15 protein-coding genes are annotated in these 16,155 nt (G+C 57.2%); 10 read left to right on the top strand and 5 right to left on the bottom strand.

The features are described 5' to 3' along the window. Positions 1-22: 22 nt before the first annotated feature. On the top strand, positions 23-2,083 hold the full coding sequence (paaZ, locus tag ACEN2J_RS10860; RefSeq protein WP_442105747.1) for a phenylacetic acid degradation bifunctional protein PaaZ: 2,061 nt from the start codon (positions 23-25) through the stop codon (positions 2,081-2,083). Beyond that, the gene (locus tag ACEN2J_RS10855) at positions 2,080-2,700 is read left to right on the top strand and encodes an acyltransferase (RefSeq protein WP_442105746.1); all 621 of its coding nucleotides are present in this window, start codon (positions 2,080-2,082) and stop codon (positions 2,698-2,700) included. Before paaZ ends, ACEN2J_RS10855 begins: the two co-directional genes overlap by 4 nt. On the opposite strand, the gene ACEN2J_RS10850 is transcribed toward ACEN2J_RS10855, so the two are convergent. The 4 genes from ACEN2J_RS10850 to paaG all read right to left on the bottom strand — a co-directional run bounded on the left by ACEN2J_RS10850 (position 2,684) and on the right by paaG (position 5,924). After that, a complete protein-coding gene (locus tag ACEN2J_RS10850) occupies positions 2,684-3,283 on the bottom strand; it encodes a TetR/AcrR family transcriptional regulator (protein WP_442105745.1) in 600 nt (199 codons plus the stop codon). The genes ACEN2J_RS10855 and ACEN2J_RS10850 overlap by 17 nt on opposite strands. Positions 3,284-3,384: 101 nt before the next feature. Further along, positions 3,385-4,695 (bottom strand): phenylacetate--CoA ligase PaaK, encoded by a 1,311-nt coding sequence (paaK, locus tag ACEN2J_RS10845; RefSeq protein ID WP_442105743.1) that lies wholly within the window; start codon positions 4,693-4,695, stop codon positions 3,385-3,387. 24 nt (positions 4,696-4,719) lie between these two features. Further along, the gene (paaI, locus tag ACEN2J_RS10840; RefSeq protein ID WP_442105805.1) at positions 4,720-5,145 is read right to left on the bottom strand and encodes a hydroxyphenylacetyl-CoA thioesterase PaaI; all 426 of its coding nucleotides are present in this window, start codon (positions 5,143-5,145) and stop codon (positions 4,720-4,722) included. Positions 5,146-5,159: 14 nt separating this feature from the next. Further along, on the bottom strand, positions 5,160-5,924 hold the full coding sequence (gene paaG, locus ACEN2J_RS10835) for a 2-(1,2-epoxy-1,2-dihydrophenyl)acetyl-CoA isomerase PaaG (RefSeq protein ID WP_442105803.1): 765 nt from the start codon (positions 5,922-5,924) through the stop codon (positions 5,160-5,162). Positions 5,925-6,245: 321 nt separating this feature from the next. Between paaG and ACEN2J_RS10830 the strand changes: the two genes are divergently transcribed. The 7 genes from ACEN2J_RS10830 (at position 6,246) to speB (ending at position 13,950) form a co-directional block, all read left to right on the top strand. Next, positions 6,246-7,388, top strand: a complete 1,143-nt coding sequence (locus ACEN2J_RS10830) for an ABC transporter substrate-binding protein (protein ID WP_442105741.1) — start codon at positions 6,246-6,248, stop codon at positions 7,386-7,388. A gap of 81 nt (positions 7,389-7,469) precedes the next feature. Then, positions 7,470-8,342, top strand: coding sequence for a branched-chain amino acid ABC transporter permease (locus ACEN2J_RS10825; RefSeq protein ID WP_442105740.1), 873 nt, complete (start codon positions 7,470-7,472; stop codon positions 8,340-8,342). Next, positions 8,342-9,301, top strand: coding sequence for a branched-chain amino acid ABC transporter permease (locus tag ACEN2J_RS10820; RefSeq protein ID WP_442105738.1), 960 nt, complete (start codon positions 8,342-8,344; stop codon positions 9,299-9,301). The genes ACEN2J_RS10825 and ACEN2J_RS10820 overlap by 1 nt, the downstream gene beginning before the upstream one ends. Beyond that, positions 9,298-10,077 (top strand): ABC transporter ATP-binding protein, encoded by a 780-nt coding sequence (locus ACEN2J_RS10815; protein WP_442105736.1) that lies wholly within the window; start codon positions 9,298-9,300, stop codon positions 10,075-10,077. Before ACEN2J_RS10820 ends, ACEN2J_RS10815 begins: the two co-directional genes overlap by 4 nt. Continuing rightward, a complete protein-coding gene (locus ACEN2J_RS10810) occupies positions 10,064-10,765 on the top strand; it encodes an ABC transporter ATP-binding protein (protein ID WP_442105735.1) in 702 nt (233 codons plus the stop codon). Before ACEN2J_RS10815 ends, ACEN2J_RS10810 begins: the two co-directional genes overlap by 14 nt. Position 10,766: 1 nt before the next feature. Continuing rightward, positions 10,767-12,698, top strand: a complete 1,932-nt coding sequence (locus ACEN2J_RS10805; RefSeq protein ID WP_442105734.1) for a 3-hydroxyacyl-CoA dehydrogenase NAD-binding domain-containing protein — start codon at positions 10,767-10,769, stop codon at positions 12,696-12,698. A 295-nt stretch (positions 12,699-12,993) separates the two neighbouring features. Then, positions 12,994-13,950, top strand: coding sequence for an agmatinase (gene speB / locus ACEN2J_RS10800; protein WP_442105733.1), 957 nt, complete (start codon positions 12,994-12,996; stop codon positions 13,948-13,950). A gap of 200 nt (positions 13,951-14,150) precedes the next feature. On the opposite strand, the gene ACEN2J_RS10795 is transcribed toward speB, so the two are convergent. Continuing rightward, positions 14,151-14,786, bottom strand: a complete 636-nt coding sequence (locus ACEN2J_RS10795) for a GntR family transcriptional regulator (RefSeq protein ID WP_442105731.1) — start codon at positions 14,784-14,786, stop codon at positions 14,151-14,153. 352 nt (positions 14,787-15,138) lie between these two features. Between ACEN2J_RS10795 and ACEN2J_RS10790 the strand changes: the two genes are divergently transcribed. Further along, positions 15,139-16,149: an ABC transporter permease gene (locus tag ACEN2J_RS10790; protein WP_442105730.1), complete on the top strand. Its 1,011-nt coding sequence runs from the start codon at positions 15,139-15,141 to the stop codon at positions 16,147-16,149. Positions 16,150-16,155 lie beyond the last annotated feature (6 nt).

The following is a 16,155-nucleotide window of genomic DNA, read 5'->3' as shown; positions in this document are numbered from 1 at the left end:
ACCCTGAACAAGGAAACCCCCTATGTCCGTACACACCAGCGCCCCGCGCCGACTGCAAAGCTTTGTCTGTGGCGAATGGACCAGCGGCACCAAGGACGGCGTGCCGTTGCTGAACGCGGCGACCGGGGCACCCGTTGCGCTGATCGATTCAACCGGTGTTGATTTTGCCGCAGCATTGGAGTGGGGCCGTGACAAAGGCGGGCGGGCTTTGCGCGCTATGTCATTCCATGATCGGGCCGGAATGCTTAAGGCGCTTGGCCTAAAGCTGATGGAGATGAAAGAAGAGTTCTACGCCGAGAGTTTGGCCACCGGTGCAACCCGTGCCGATGCTTGGATCGACATTGAAGGCGGGATTGGCACGCTGCTGACATTTGCGTCCAAAGGGCGGCGCGAATTGCCAAACACCCGTGTTTTACTGGACGGCGACGTTGAACCCTTGTCAAAAGATGCCAGCTTTTCGGCGCAACATATCTATACCCCGCTGCAAGGCATCGCGATCCATATCAACGCTTTCAACTTTCCTTGCTGGGGGATGTTGGAAAAAATTGGCCCCAACCTGTTGGCGGGCGTGCCGTGCCTGATCAAACCTGCCTCTCAAACAGCGTATCTGACGGAATTGATGGTCCGCCGGATGATTGCGACAGGGATTTTGCCCGACGGCGCGTTGCAGCTCGTGTCTGGCTCGGTTGGCGATATGCTGGACCATGTGGGCGTGCAGGATGCTGTGACGTTTACGGGGTCGGCATGGACGGGGCGCAAGCTGCGGACCCACAAGGCGATTGTCGAAAACTCGGTGCGTTTCACGATGGAAGCCGACAGCCTGAACGCGTCGATCCTTGGCCCCGATGCGGCGCCCGGCACCGAAGAGTTCGATCTCTTCGTGCGTGAAGTGGCGCGGGAAATGACCGTGAAGGCCGGGCAGAAATGTACTGCCATTCGCCGTGTCATAGCACCGCGCAGTATGACCGAGGCACTGGCAAAAGCCCTTGGTGACCGTTTGGGAAAAACCGCCCCTGGCGATCCATCGGCGGAGGGAACCCGCATGGGGCCATTGGCCAGTTTTGATCAACGCGAGGAGGTGCGGGGCCGGATCAAGGACCTGCAAGCTGTGGCCGAGATTGTCGCGGGCAACCCGGACGACGTGCGCGTTAGCTCTGGTGATGCAACCAAGGGCGCGTTCCTGAATCCGGTCCTGCTCTATTGCGACAAACCCTTTGCCGCAGATGCCGTGCATGATGTCGAAGCTTTTGGCCCCGTTTCCACCATCCTGCCCTATGACACGCTGGATGAGGCGGTAGAGCTGGCGCGGCGTGGCAAAGGTTCGCTCGTGGCCTCGGTTTTCACCAATGACAAGGCGGTGGCGACAGAGGCCGCGATCGGCCTTGCCCCGTTCCACGGGCGTGTGATGATTGGCAACCGGCTGTCGGCGAAAACCTCGACCGGGCATGGCTCACCGCTGGCGGGCTTGGTGCATGGTGGCCCAGGCCGCGCCGGTGGTGGCGAGGAAATGGGCGGCATGCGGGGTGTGAAACACTATATGCAGCGCACCGCCATTCAGGGCGCGCCACGGATGCTGACGGCTGTGACGGGCGTTTGGGTGGAAGGTGCCGATGCGCAAAGCGGCGTGCATCCGTTCCGCAAATCGTTGGCCGAATTGCAGATCGGCGATCAGTTGATTACCGCCGCGCGCAAGGTGACGCTGGAAGATGTCGAGCATTTCGCCAATTTCACCGGCGACACCTTTTATGCGCATATGAATGCCGAGGCTGCCAAGGCCAATCCGTTCTTTGATGACCGCGTGGCGCATGGCTATCTGATCGCCTCTTTTGCGGCAGGGCTGTTTGTTGAACCCAATCCCGGCCCTGTTTTGGCCAATTACGGCGTGGACAACATGCGCTTTCTGACGCCGGTTTATTTTGGCGACACCTTGCAAGTGCGCCTGACCTGCAAAGAGATCAACCCGCGCGCCAATGCCGACCATGGCGAGGTGCGATGGGATTGCCAAGTCACCAACCAAAAGGCCGAAGTGGTCGCTCAATATGACGTGCTGACCATGGTTGCCAAGGTTTGGCCAACAGCATGAGCCGGATTTATGCCTATGACGGGATTGTGCCTGTCATCGACCCCATGGCCTTTGTCCACCCCGAGGCCGTGGTGATCGGCGATGTGATCATCGGGGCCGCCTGCTATGTTGGCCCCGGGGCCGTGCTGCGCGGGGATTTCGGGCGCATTGTGCTGGAAACCGGATCAAACGTGCAGGAAACCTGCGTTGTCCATTCCTTTCCCGGCAAGGATGTGGTGATCGAGGAAGGTGGCCACATCGGCCATGGCGCGGTGCTGCACGGTTGCCACATCGGGCGCAACGCGATGGTTGGCATGAATGCCGTGGTGATGGATGAGGCGGTGGTGGGCGAAAATACCATCGTCGCCGCCATGGCCTTTGTAAAGGCAGGCGCGAAAATACCGGCAGGCAGCCTTGCTGTGGGCTCCCCCGCCAAGGTGATCCGTGCGTTAAGTGAGGATGAAATCAACTGGAAACGCCAAGGCACCGCGATTTATCAACGGCTTGCGCTGGAAGCCCGCGACAAGCTGCGTCCAGCAGAACCACTAACGCAAGTCGAACCAAACCGCCGCCGCGCCGAGGCCCCGGCCTATGACCCGTTGATCTTGGAACGTACCAAGTTTACCGAACAGCCTTGATCCCTTCTAGGATCAGCGTGGTTGCAACGTCGGCATAGTCATCGCGGCTGATCCGGCCACCATCTTTGAACCACATGTAAACCCAGTTCATCATGCCAAACAGTGACATGGTCACAGGCGTCAACAAGGGGCGCTCTTTGCTGTCGAGTTCTGGGTTGATCTCCCGCAATACGGCAGAGAAGCGTTTGACCACTTGGCGCTCAATCGCCATGATTTCGGCTTTTTGGACATCATTCAGGGCCGCACTTGCGTTCAGCTGCACCTTATGTTCGTTATCGGCTCCGCGATAGTTTTCCAGCACCGCGCCGACCAGTTTGCGCAAGCGGTCCTTGGGCGGCAGGCTTGGGTCATCGGCCTGTTCAATCGCCGCCTCCAAGCCTTCCAGATGGGTCACGATGATTGCAAAAATCAGCGCGTCCTTGCTGGGGTAGTAGTGATACAGCAAAGCCTTGGACACTGAAGCCGCCTGCGCGATTTGTGACATGGACGCTTTATCCATCCCTTGATCGGCAAACACACTGGCGGCCATATCAAGAATGCCGCGTTGCTTTTCTTCAAAATCATTTGCTCTGGTTCTTGCCATCGTCTCTCTCTGAAATAAGGCGTGTCGGGTACTGCTGATGCGAAAGGGGGCACTCTTGCCCCCTATACCCCGTTACCGCTAACTTGTCACCGACCGTTCGGTCATTCTTTGGGCCTGTTGTCAACGACACGCTTTGCCTTGCCTTCGGAACGGCCCACGCTTGCAGGGTCGCGCACCTCTACCTTTGTGGACACGCCAACAACCGATTTGATGTGATGCGCCAGTTCTTTGGCCGAGGTGGCGCGGGCGCTTTCCTCGACATAGTCAACCGTGCATTCCACATGAACCGTCATATTGTCCATGCGCCCCGACCGCCCCAGTTCGATATAGAAATGCGGGGCAAGCCCTTTGCACTTCAAAATCTGTTCTTCAATCTGGGTGGGAAAGACGTTGACGCCGCGCAGGATCATCATGTCATCCGACCGGCCTGTGATCTTTTCAATCCGCCGCATAGACCGCGCCGTGCCTGGCAAAAGCCGTGTCAGGTCACGCGTGCGATACCGGACCATGGGAAGCCCCTCTTTGGTCAGGGTGGTAAAGACCAGCTCACCCAATTCGCCATCGGGCAAAACCTCACCCGTCACGGGGTCGATGATTTCGGGATAGAAATGATCTTCCCAAATGTGCAAACCGTCTTTGGTTTCTACGCATTCCTGCGCCACACCCGGCCCCATCACCTCGGACAGGCCATAAATATCAACGGCATGCATATCAAAGGCCTGCTCAATTTCTTGGCGCATCGCGTTGGTCCAAGGCTCGGCGCCAAAGATGCCCACTTGCAGGCTGCTTTCGCGCGGGTCGAGGCCTTGGCGGTGGAATTCGTCCAAGATCGACAACATATAAGACGGCGTGACCATGATGATGCGGGGTTTAAAATCATTAATCAGCGTGACTTGCCGTTCTGTCATGCCGCCCGAGATCGGCACAACCGTACAGCCCAACCGTTCCGCACCGTAATGTGCACCAAGCCCGCCTGTGAACAACCCATAACCATAGGCGTTGTGCAGCATATCGCCTTGCCGTCCGCCTGCCGCGCGAATGGATCGCGCAACCAAATTCGCCCAGTTGTCGATATCACCGGCTGTATAGCCTACAACGGTCGGCTTGCCCGTCGTGCCAGAGGATCCATGCACCCGCACAAGCTTGTTTTGCGGCACGGCAAACATGCCAAAGGGGTATGTTTCGCGCAGGTCTTGTTTCACCGTAAAGGGAAACTTGGCGATATCGGCCAAGGTTTTCAAATCCTCTGGGTGGACATCGTGCGCGATAAAGCTTTTTCGGTAAAACGGCGAGTTTTCAAAGGCATGACGCAAAGACCGCTTCATCCGGTGAAATTGCAGCGCCGCAATTTCATCCCGCGAGGCGATTTCTATCGGGTCCAGATCTTTCTTGTTCGGGGTTAGATTTTCCATGGTTTCCTCCCTTGGAATAGCTACTTAATCGGGTAAATGTGTGCCTTTGACGCTGCGGGAATGGCCGCGAAACTCGGCGATATGCGCGCCGTCTTGGTTGGTCAGGCGGATGTCATAAATGCCGGATCGGCCCTTACGCGATACCTCAACCGCTGTGGCGGTCAGGCGATCCCCGATGCGGCCGGGCATGAGGTAGGTGACGGAACAATGCTGCGCCACGACCATTTGGTTATAGCTGTTGCAAGCAAAGGCAAAGGCGCTGTCGGCAAGGGTGAACATATAGCCGCCGTGGCAATTGCCGTGACCATTCGACATATCGGCGGTGATGGTCATGGACAGCGTGGCCACGCCCGGCGCGATATGATCCAGCGACATGCCAAGCCGTTGGCTGGCGCTGTCGTCGTTCCACATTGCAGCGGCCGAGGCTTCGGCCAATTCTTGCGGGGTCATGTCGGAGACTGGCTTCATTTACCTTTAAACTCTGCTTTGCGTTTTTCCAAAAATGCGGTGACGCCTTCGGCATAATCGGCGCTGCGGCCTGCTTGCTGTTGCAAATCGCGCTCCATATCCAGCTGCGTGTCAAGGCTGTTGGTCGCGGCAGCTTGGATCAGGCGTTTGGTCAGGCCAAGGCCCAATGTGGGGCCTGCTGCCAGTGTTTGTGCAAGCGTCTGCGCCTGTTCCATCAGGTCGGCATCCTCGACCGCTTGCCAGATCATGCCCCAATCTGCGGCTTGTTGGGCGGTCACAGGGGTAGCCGTCAGCGCCAGCGCCTTGGCGCGGGGTTCCCCCAGAATGCGGGCAAGGCTCCAGCTTCCGCCGGCATCAGGGATCAGCCCGATCTTGGCAAAGGCCTGAATGAATTTCGCCGATTTTGCGGCCAACACAATATCACAAGCCAGCGCGATATTTGCACCAGCCCCCGCTGCCACACCATTCACAGCGCAGACTACAGGTTTTTCCAAACCGCGAATCAGACGCAGGGTCGGGTTGTAAAACGTCTCTAGCGTATGGCCCAAATCGGGGGCAGGGCCACCTTTGCGCGGGTCGCGATCGCCAAGATCCTGGCCAGCACAAAAACCGCGCCCTGACCCGGTCAGCAAGACTGCCCGAATCGCATCATCCTCATGCGCGCGTTGAATTTGGGCGCGCAGGGCCAGATGCATTTCTTCGTTAAAGGAATTCAACTTATCCGGGCGATTCAGAGTCAGGCGCAGCACGCCTTCGACCATTTCAGCCAGCACGGTATTTGATTGTGTCACGAAATTTCCCCTCAGACGCTGATTTTGTGATGTCAGCACAAAAAAACTGTTGCATAGTCCGACCGGTCGGTCAATGATAATCCACATCAAGCTGCAACATCGCGGGGGAGGAACCGAAATGAAGGCGTTGTTTGACCGCTGTTTCGCTATGTGCTTCGCGCCGGTTTTCGCGGGCCTCTGTGTTTGTATGCCTGCAAATTACGTGATCGCCCAAAGTCACCGCCCTTTGGCGATAGTGAGGGCTCGTTTCCACCTTTACCCCTAAACCACCATCTCTCGGGAGGAGATTCCATGAAAATTCTATCCACCACAGCCCTTGCCACCCTTATGGCCTTTGGCATCAGCAATGCGGCGATTGCCCAGATTAAAATCGGCGCATCGGTGTCTGAAACCGGCCCCGCCGCGTTTCTGGGCGACCCAGAGGCGAAAACCCTGAAAATGATGATCGACGGCATCAACGCCAAAGGCGGCGTGAATGGCGAACAGATCGAATTGATCATGTATGATGATGGCGGTGACCCGAACAAGGCCCGCACTTTTGCCACGCGCTTGGTGGAAGATGACGAAGTTGTCGCAATCATCGGCGGTTCTACAACCGGTGCTACGATGGCGATTATTCCGGTGGTTGAAGATGCCGAAATCCCCTTCATCTCGTTGGCCGGTGCGATTGACATCATTGATCCGGTCAAGGGGTTTGTTTTTAAAACACCGCATACCGACCGTATGGCCTGCCAGAAAATCTTTGAAGATATGAAGGCGCGTGACATCACCAAAATCGGCATGATTTCCGGCACTGATGGCTTTGGTGCGTCGATGGAAGCACAGTGCAAATCGGTTGTTGGCGATTACGGGATCGAAATTGTGGCCGCCGAAACCTATGGCCCGCAAGATGCCGATATGACCCCGCAGTTGACCAATATCAAAGGCGCGGATGGCATTCAGGCCATTTTGAACCCGGGTTTTGGCCAAGGCCCGTCGATTGTGACGCGCAACTATGCCCAGTTGGCAATTGATCTGCCGCTCTATCAGTCGCATGGCGTGGCGTCGGACGGGTTTATCGAACTGGCAGGCGTTGCGGCGGCTGAAGGCGTGCGTTTGCCGGGTACGGCGTTGTTGGTGGCCGATATTCTGCCCGAGAGTGATCCGCAAAAGCAGGTTGCCGCAGATTATAAGGCGATGTTTGAGGCCGAGACCGGCACTGCGGTTGGTACCTTTGGCGGCTATGCCCATGATGCGGTGCTGTTGATGGTGGACGCGATTTCCCGCGCTGGCAGCAGCGACTCTGTGGCGATCCGTGACGCGCTTGAGGCAACTTCCGGCCTTGTTGGCACCACGGGCACGTATACCATGTCGTCAACAGATCACCTTGGTCTTGATCTGTCGGCCTTCCGTATGCTGGAAATCCGCGACGGCAAGTGGACCTTGGTCGAGTAAGCCATCCTTGGCCCTTGGTTGCATTCTTGCATCAAGGGCCAAACCTTTCCTTTCCCTGACCTTGCCGGAGCACGCAATCCGATGCCCGAACTTATGCAATTCATTCTGTCTGGTTTGACCGTGGGCGCTGTTTACGCCTTGGTCGCGCTGGGCTTTACCATCATCTATAATGCCTCGGACGTTGTGAACTTTGCCCAAGGCGAGTTTGTGATGCTGGGCGGCATGATCACCGTTTTTGCGCATGGTGCGGGTATGCCGCTGCCGCTTGCTGCTGTGATCGCCATTCTGGTGACCGCAGGCGTTGGGGTGGCGCTGAACAAACTGGCGATCGAGCCTGCGCGGGGGGCGCCGGTTGTATCGCTGATTATCATCACCATCGGGGCATCAATCTTTATTCGCGGTGTCACGCAACTGGTGTTTGACAAGCAGTTGCACCGCTTTCCGGCCTTTTCGGGGGATGCGCCGATCCGTATATTGGGCGCGACCATTCTACCGCAAAGCCTGTGGGTTATGGCGGGTGCGGTCACTGTGTTCATTGCCCTTTGGTTGTTTTTCACACGGACTTTGACGGGCAAGGCCATTCTGGCCACATCGAACAACCGTTTGGCCGCGCAGCTGGTTGGCATCAACACAAATTGGGTGATGACGCTATCTTTTGCCCTATCTGCCGGAATTGGCGCGCTGGCGGGTGTGCTAGTGACGCCGATCACGCTGGTCAGCTATGACGTAGGCATCGCGCTGGCGTTAAAAGGTTTTGCTGCGGCAATGCTGGGCGGGATGGGCAACCCCAAAGGCGCACTTGTCGGCGGCATTTTGCTGGGCCTGTTTGAGGCGCTGACCGCTGGTTACATCAGCAGTCAATACAAAGACGCGGCTGCCTTTATCGTGATTTTGGCCGTTCTCTTTGCCATGCCGCAAGGGCTGTTTGGCAAAAAATCAACGGATCGGGTGTGATGATGAAACTATCAAGCAAGCATTCCGCACTTTTGATCTTGGCATTGCTTATTGCCATCACGCCGTTCTTTTTTCCATCGTCCTATTACTTCCGTGTCGGGTCGCTGATTTTCGTCAATGGCATCGCTGTGACGGGCATCGTTATCCTGACCGGGTATGCTGGGCAAATCAGCCTTGGCCATGCGGGTTTTGCCGGGATTGGCGCCTATGCGTGCGCTTTGGCGCCTGTGCATCTTGGCCTACATCCGGCCTTTGCCTTGGTTTTGGGGGCGGGTGTTTCCGCTGTTATGGCCTATCTGGTCGGGCGGCCCATTTTGCGGCTAAAGGGCTATTACCTTGGGGTGGCCAGCCTTGGCTTTGGCATCCTTGTATCAATGGTGCTGGCCAATGAACGGCAGCTAACAGGTGGGCCGGATGGCATTCAGGTGCCGGATTTGGGGTTGCGCGGGCTGCTTAAGGGCTGGGGGCTGGACCTCAATAATTCCGAGTTTTGGTACATGCTCTCCGGTCTTGCGCTGTTGCTTGGCGCGTGGCTTGCGCTGAACCTTTATAACAGCCCCACGGGGCGTGCGTTGCGCGCGCTGCACGGGTCGGAAATTGCGGCCCGCACGGTGGGCGTTGATGTGGCGCGGCTGAAACTTCAGGCCTTTGTGATTTCGGCGGTCTATGCCTCGGTTTCTGGCTCTTTGCTGGCCCTGCAAAACAAGTTCATCACGCCTGATGTCGCGGGCTTTATGCATTCGATTGAAATGGTGACGATGGCGGTTTTGGGCGGGGTTGGCTCGGTTCTGGGGGCGATCTTTGGCGCGGCGATCCTGACGATGTTGCCACAGCTTCTGACCGTATTTGCCGAATATGAAATGTTGCTGATGGGGCTGGTGATGATGCTGGTCATGATCTTTATGCGCGATGGTTTGCTGCCATCCATTCTGCGCCTGATGCGGGGGAAAGACACATGAGCCTGTTAGAGATCAAAGGGTTGGGCATCGAATTTGGCGGCTTGCGTGCTGTGCATGATGTCAGCTTTTCGCTAAAACCGGGTGAGATTGTTTCGGTGATCGGCCCGAATGGTGCGGGCAAAACCACGCTGTTCAACATGATTTCGGGCATCTATCTGCCCGGCAGTGGCAAGGTCGTCTTGGAAGGCGAGGACGTGACCGGGATGGAACCGCATCTGCTGGCGCGGCGCGGTTTGTCGCGGACGTTTCAGAACCTTCAGATTTTCCAGCAAATGACGGTGCTGGAAAACGCTATCGCGGGCTACCACTTGCAAGAAAGCGGGGCGGTGCTGGCGGACCTGTTGAACCTGCCATCGTCGCGCAAGCGGGCCAAAGCCGCAGAGGCAGGCGCGCGTAAGCTGTTAGACCGCGTTGGCCTTGGGCGCGCCGCCGAACAAGAGGCGGGCAACCTGTCATATGGTGCGCTGAAACGGTTAGAGATTGCCCGCGCTTTGGCACTTTCCCCGCGCGTTTTGCTGCTGGATGAACCTGCCGCGGGGTGTAACGCCGTGGAAACCGAAGAGATTGACCGCCTGATCGCCGAGGTTGCCGCCGAAGGTATCGCAATCTTGCTGGTGGAGCATGATATGAAAATGGTCATGCGCATTTCAAACCATATCGTCGTGCTGGACCATGGTGAAAAAATCGCCGAGGGCGACCCAGCCACAGTCAGTCAGAACGCGCAGGTCATCGCGGCCTATCTTGGAACGCAGGAGGCGGAACATGCTGACAGTTGAAGGCTTGCGGTCGCGCTATGGCCGGATTGAGGTGTTGCACGGCATTGATCTGACCGTGAATTCGGGTGAGATCGTCACCGTGGTCGGGGCCAATGGCGCGGGCAAAACCACGCTGCTGCGCTGCTTGTCTGGCGTGCAGCCGGTATCGGGTGGCAGCATCACCTTTCGCGGCGATGCGATTACCACGGTTCCCGGCTACAAACGTTTGCGCCGCGGCCTTGCGCAATCGCCCGAGGGACGGCAGATTTTCACCAATCTGACGGTTGAAGAGAACCTGCGTCTTGGGGCGTTCCTGTTCAGCGATGAGCGTGTCGATCGTGATATGGAAGACGCGTTCCAGATGTTCCCGATCTTGAAGGAAAAGCGCAATCTGGCGGCGGGCGGCCTGTCGGGCGGCCAGCAGCAGATGCTCGCGATTGCGCGGGCCTTGATGGGGCGGCCAAGCTGTTTGTTGCTGGACGAGCCGTCGATGGGCCTTGCGCCGATTTTGGTGCAGCAGATTTTTGACGTGGTCAGCGGTTTAAAGGCGGTGGATGTGACGGTCTTGCTGGTTGAACAAAACGCCTTTGGCGCGTTGAAAATTGCGGATCGTGGCTATGTCATGGAAACCGGCAAAATCACGATGAACGGCCCGGCGGCAGAATTGATCGCCGATCCGCGCATTCGTGAAGCCTATTTGGGGATATAAGATGACCGTTTCCATCAGTCACAGCGGCGATATCGCCATTGTCACCGTCGATAACCCACCCGTCAACGCGCTTGGACATGCCTTGCGGCAAGCTTTGTGGGATGCCGTCGCCACGTTGGATGCCGACAGCGCCGTGCGCGCGGTGGTGCTGATCTGCGCGGGCCGCACCTTTATCGCTGGGGCTGATGTCGGCGAATTCGGAAAGCCCCCCGTGCCGCCTCATCTGCCCGATCTGGTCGCACGGATCGAGGCGGCGCAGAAACCTTGGGTTGCCGCCATTCACGGCTCGGCGCTGGGGGGCGGTTTGGAAGTTGCCCTTGGCTGCCGCTTTCGTGTGGCGCTTGAGACGGCCTCTATGGGTTTTCCCGAGGTAACGCTTGGCATCATCCCTGGCGCAGGTGGCACCGTGCGCACGCCGCGCCTGATCGGGGTGCAGGCTGCGGTTGATATGGTGACGACAGGCAAGCCGGTCAAAGCGGCCAAAGCATTGGCGTTGGGCCTTGTCGATGCCACCTTTTGGGATGATCTACAGGCCCAAGCGGTAGCTTTTGCCAAGGGGCTAACGGGTGCGATGCCGCTTCCGCTTTGCGCCCGCGCACCTGCACAGGTTGGCGAAGGGTTCTGGACCGCCGCTGAAATCTCCACCCGCAAAGCGGCCAAAGGGGCTGCGGCACCATTGCGCGCCTTGGCCGCACTGCGCTGCGCGGTCGACTCAGATTTTGAAACGGCCATGCAGTTTGAACGCGCAACCTTTTTGGAATTGCGTGGATCGGATCAGGCCGCAGCCCTGCGCTATGTGTTTTTTGCAGAACGTGCAGCGCCCCGTCCGGCCCATCTGCGCGATGTGGCCGCTAGCCCGATCCAAACCGCGGCGGTGATTGGCGGCGGCACGATGGGTGCAGGCATTGCCGCTGCATTGCTGAATGCAGGCCTGCCCGTGACCATGGTCGAGCGCGACGAGGCGGCTCTTGCGCGCGGCGTGTCGAACTTGCGCGGTATTTTTGACGGTGCTGTCAAACGCGGGTTAATGTCTGATGCGGCCTTGGATGACCGCATGGACGGAGTGATTGCCACTACTGACTATAGCGCGCTGGCCGATACGGATTTGGTGATCGAAGCGGTGTTTGAGGATATCGACGTCAAACGCGCCGTCTTTGCCCAGCTTGGTGCTGTCTGCCGCCCTGATGCCGTGCTGGCGACCAACACCTCATACCTTGACCCTGAATGGGTTGCCAAAGGCCTGCCTAACCCCGAACGCTTTATTGGCCTGCATTTCTTTAGCCCGGCCAATATCATGAAATTGCTGGAAATCGTGCCAACCCAGGATACGTCGGCACCCGTGTTGTCGGCTGCTTTTACCTTGGCGCAGCGGTTGAAGAAAATTCCCGTACAATCGGGGATTTGCGAAGGCTTTATTGGGAATCGCATTCTGAAACGCTATCGCGCGGCGGCAGAGATCTTGGTGCGGCAAGGGACCAAAATTGTCGATATTGATGCTGCTATGCGCGGCTACGGCTTTGCAATGGGGCCGTTCGAGGCGCAGGATCTCGGCGGGTTGGACATCGCCTTTATGCAACGTGAAGGCGCGCGGACCATGGGCAAAACTGTGCCCGAGGCCTTGGGTGATATTCTGGTAAAGGCGGGCCGCAAAGGGCAAAAAGCCGGCGGTGGCTGGTATGATTATGCGCCCGGTGACCGCAAGCCGCAACTCTCGGCCGCAGTGACAGCGCTGCTGGCCAGCAAGGTCGCGCCGTCTGCGCCCCTTACCCAGACTGAAATCGCCAAGGTTTTGGTCGCGGAAATGGCAGCCGAAGGGCAGGAGATTTTGCGAGAAGGTATCGCAAAAACCGCAGCAGATATCGATCTGGTCGAGGTTCATGGCTATGGCTTTCCGCGCTGGCGTGGCGGGCCGATGTTTGCCACGCAAGGGTGACGGCATGGGCTGTGCTGGACCGTTGCATTCTCAAAGTGCAGCGGTTTTAACGGCCCAAGCACTTCGTAAGGCATTTGCCGTTATGGATCTGCGCCTATTCTGTTGCAGGGATGTAGGTCGAGTTTTTGACCGTTAGACCGATGCAAGTCGTTTGACTTTGCCGTTTAATCGGGTTGGCCGCATATGCCTGAAGTCCAGAACCTGCGTGGCACCCTTGCATGAGCGGGGCAACATCGATAACGATTGAGCTAGTCCTCAGGCCGATACGAAGGGCTGGAAATCTGAAAGTAACAAGATGAGCGATCCGTTTTTTCAACCCGTTTCCGGTTTTGACCTGCCGCGCTTTGCGGGTATTCCAACGTTTATGCGCCTGCCACATGTTCCGCTGGGGGATGCGCGACTGCACGAGGTTCAGATCGGCCTGATCGGCGTGCCGTGGGACAGTGGCACCACCAACCGGCCCGGCCCGCGTCACGGCCCCCGCCAGCTGCGCGACCTGTCGACAATGATCCGTGCGCAGAATGGCATAACCGGTGTGCGCCCCTTTGAGCTGGCAAACTGTGCCGACCTTGGGGATGTGCCGCCCAATCCGGCCGATATTATGGATAGCATTGCGCGTATCACGGCGTTCTATCGTCAGGTTCTTGCGCAGGGCATCCTTCCGCTGACCGCGGGCGGCGATCACCTGTCGACCCTGCCGATCCTGCGTGCGGTTGCGCAAAAGGCTCCTGTAGGAATGATCCATTTTGACAGCCACACCGACCTGTTCGATGGCTATTTTGGCGGTACGAAATACACCCACGGCACGCCGTTTCGCCGCGCGGTCGAAGAGGGGCTTCTTGACCCGAAACGAGTCTGCATGATTGGGATTCGCGGTACGACCTATGACAACGAGGACCGTGATTTTGCCGATAGCGTCGGTATTCGTGTCATTCCGATTGATGAGTTTCACACGCGGGGCGTCAGCGATGTGATGGCCGAAGCGCGTGCGATTGCAGGCGATGGCGACACCTATATCTCTTATGACATCGATTTTGTAGATCCAGCCTTTGCGCCCGGAACAGGCACACCAGAGATCGGCGGGCCGAACAGCTATCAGGCGCTTGAAGTGGTCCGTCACCTGTCAGGCGTTCGCATCGTTGGCGCCGACGTGGTCGAGGTTTCTCCGCCCTTTGATCCATCGGGCAATACCGCGTTTCTTGGGGCATCTATTATGTTTGAGCTGCTCTGTGTGATCGCTCCGGCACTCTGATCCGCGAGCTCGGAACGATGACGTTCTTGGCCCTGTGGGGCCGCCGGCGGGAGCTTGGTGGTGTTGAAGGGATGCGGCGCAGCTCTTGCTGAAGGGTCTAATTTGGGGCCGATACGGAATTGTATCGGCGTTGACGCATATGCTTTGGCGGCTTGTCCTGAGCAGGTTCCACCGGGCCGATAAACACGCCCAAACCAGCTTCATTCAATAATGAAGTCCATTCCTTGTTTGATATCTGCCCGAATGGCCGCCGCAAACCGTGTTAAGTCACCTGCGCTGAGTGCATCTGTGATCTCACGATGGAAATCGTCTGCAAAGTTTGTCGCGCCGTATTTCTCGCTGATAAACCGCATGGACGGCCCGTAACGCATCCAGAGGATTTGTATCAGGTTCAATAAGATTGGCGACATGCCTTTGTTATAGATCAGAAAGTGGAAGGCGTGGTTGTTTCGCATGTAACTTGAAACATCTTTTTCGAGAATGGCCTTGTTGATTGCTTCGTCGATCTCTCGCAACTGTTGCAGATCACCTTGGGTCAGATGCAGAAACGCCTTCGTCGCGAGTTCGCCTTCAAGATAGATGCGGGCATTCAGGATGTCTTGGTGACTTTCAGAGGTCAACTTGGGCACGATAATAGAGCGGCTATCGATGAACTGCAAAGCGCCCGTCGCAACAAGCTGCCGCACAGCATCCCGCGCGGGCATGATGCTTGTGCCTTCTGCCAAAGCGAGGGCACGGATGGAAATGCGTTCGCCCGGCTGAAAACTTCCTTCGCACAATTTTTGCTGCAATCGCCCAAAAATTGACTCCGATGCGGTCGTTGCCTCGTACTCCATATTGCTCCCTATCCAAATTATATTTTCAAAGTGCTTACAATATTTGCAGTCGTAGTGTGAGTACCAAAAAAAATCACGTAGTTTGTTTACGTGTGTTATAACATGTGTCTAGCAGTTATAGCAATGAAAGTGCGATCGCAGATTCGTTGCAGGAAATGCTTCGACGAATGCGGGAGAACGTAATGCCATCACAAAAGATCGATCCGCCCGCGCGAGGCGCGCCAGACCTAAGGGGGAGGCGGGGCCAACGAGGCTATCCAGCTACATCAAGTGGCAAGCCCTCACGGGACTGGGTGTGGCTATGACAACACCCATCTCTCCGCGTACTCGGGCGCTGATCGCGCATTGGGCAATGCTTGCACCGATCATAGCATTCTATCTCATTTTCTTCATTTGGCCGATTTCGACTGTCGTTCTGCGCAGTTTATCCCCCAACGGAAAGCTCGATCTCGCAAACCTGATTCTTACGTTTGGTAATTTCAGGCAATTGTTCGGCGATGACTTTCTGCTGCGGGTTGAGCTGCGGACCCTGAAGTTGGCGCTGTATTCGACGGTCATAACAACCGCATTGGCGTTCCCCACGGCCTATTTCATATCACGGCTAAACCGGCGGCCTGCGTCCATTCTGCTTTTGTTAATTCTCGTGCCGTTCTGGGTTTCTATTGTGGTGCGTTTGTTCGCTGTCACATCGATACTTGCACCTAACGGGCCCATAAATCAGGTCAGGCTTGCGCTTGGCTTTGGTGAGTTTTCGCTGCTTTACACGCAGGCGGGGGTTCTTGTGGGTACGGTCATGTACCTGCTGCCGTATATTTTCCTTATTTTATATGCGGGCATGGTCTCTTTTGACGGCAACCCTTTACTTGCTGCGCGCACGATGGGGGCGAGCGCCTCATATTCCTTCTTTCGGGTCTATCTGCCGATGGTCAGTTCGTCCCTGCTAAGCGGCGCGTTGCTGATCTTTATCCTTTCGCTCAGTTTCTTCGTCGTTCCGGCGATCCTTGGTGGCCCGCGCGATCAAACGATAGCCGTTTTCATCCAGCAACAAATTGACATTTTCCGCTGGGGAATCGCGAGCGCCATGGGGGTTGTGCTGCTGGTCGCAACTGCGATTTGCTATGTTGGCGTTCTGAAAACGGCGGGGAGTTTTCAGGCAGGCGGCGTCGGGTCTGTGCAGGCCAAGGGTGTGAGCGCAGAGCTGCCGTTCAGATGGTCACCGCCGATGATCGTGGCGGCCCTGTGTGCCGCCGTGACAATCGCGACCTTGGTCATTCCTGTTCTGTTCGTCTTTCCACTCTCCATTGGCGACACGGGGACAGTCGTCTTCCCGCCGCGGGGCTTCACGCTGAAATGGTTCGCCTAGGTCTTT

Origin of the sequence: Pseudorhodobacter sp. W20_MBD10_FR17, assembly GCF_052119765.1 — a bacterium.
Taxonomy (GTDB): Bacteria; Pseudomonadota; Alphaproteobacteria; order Rhodobacterales; family Rhodobacteraceae; genus Pseudorhodobacter.
This window is presented reverse-complemented; position numbering and strand designations above follow the sequence as displayed.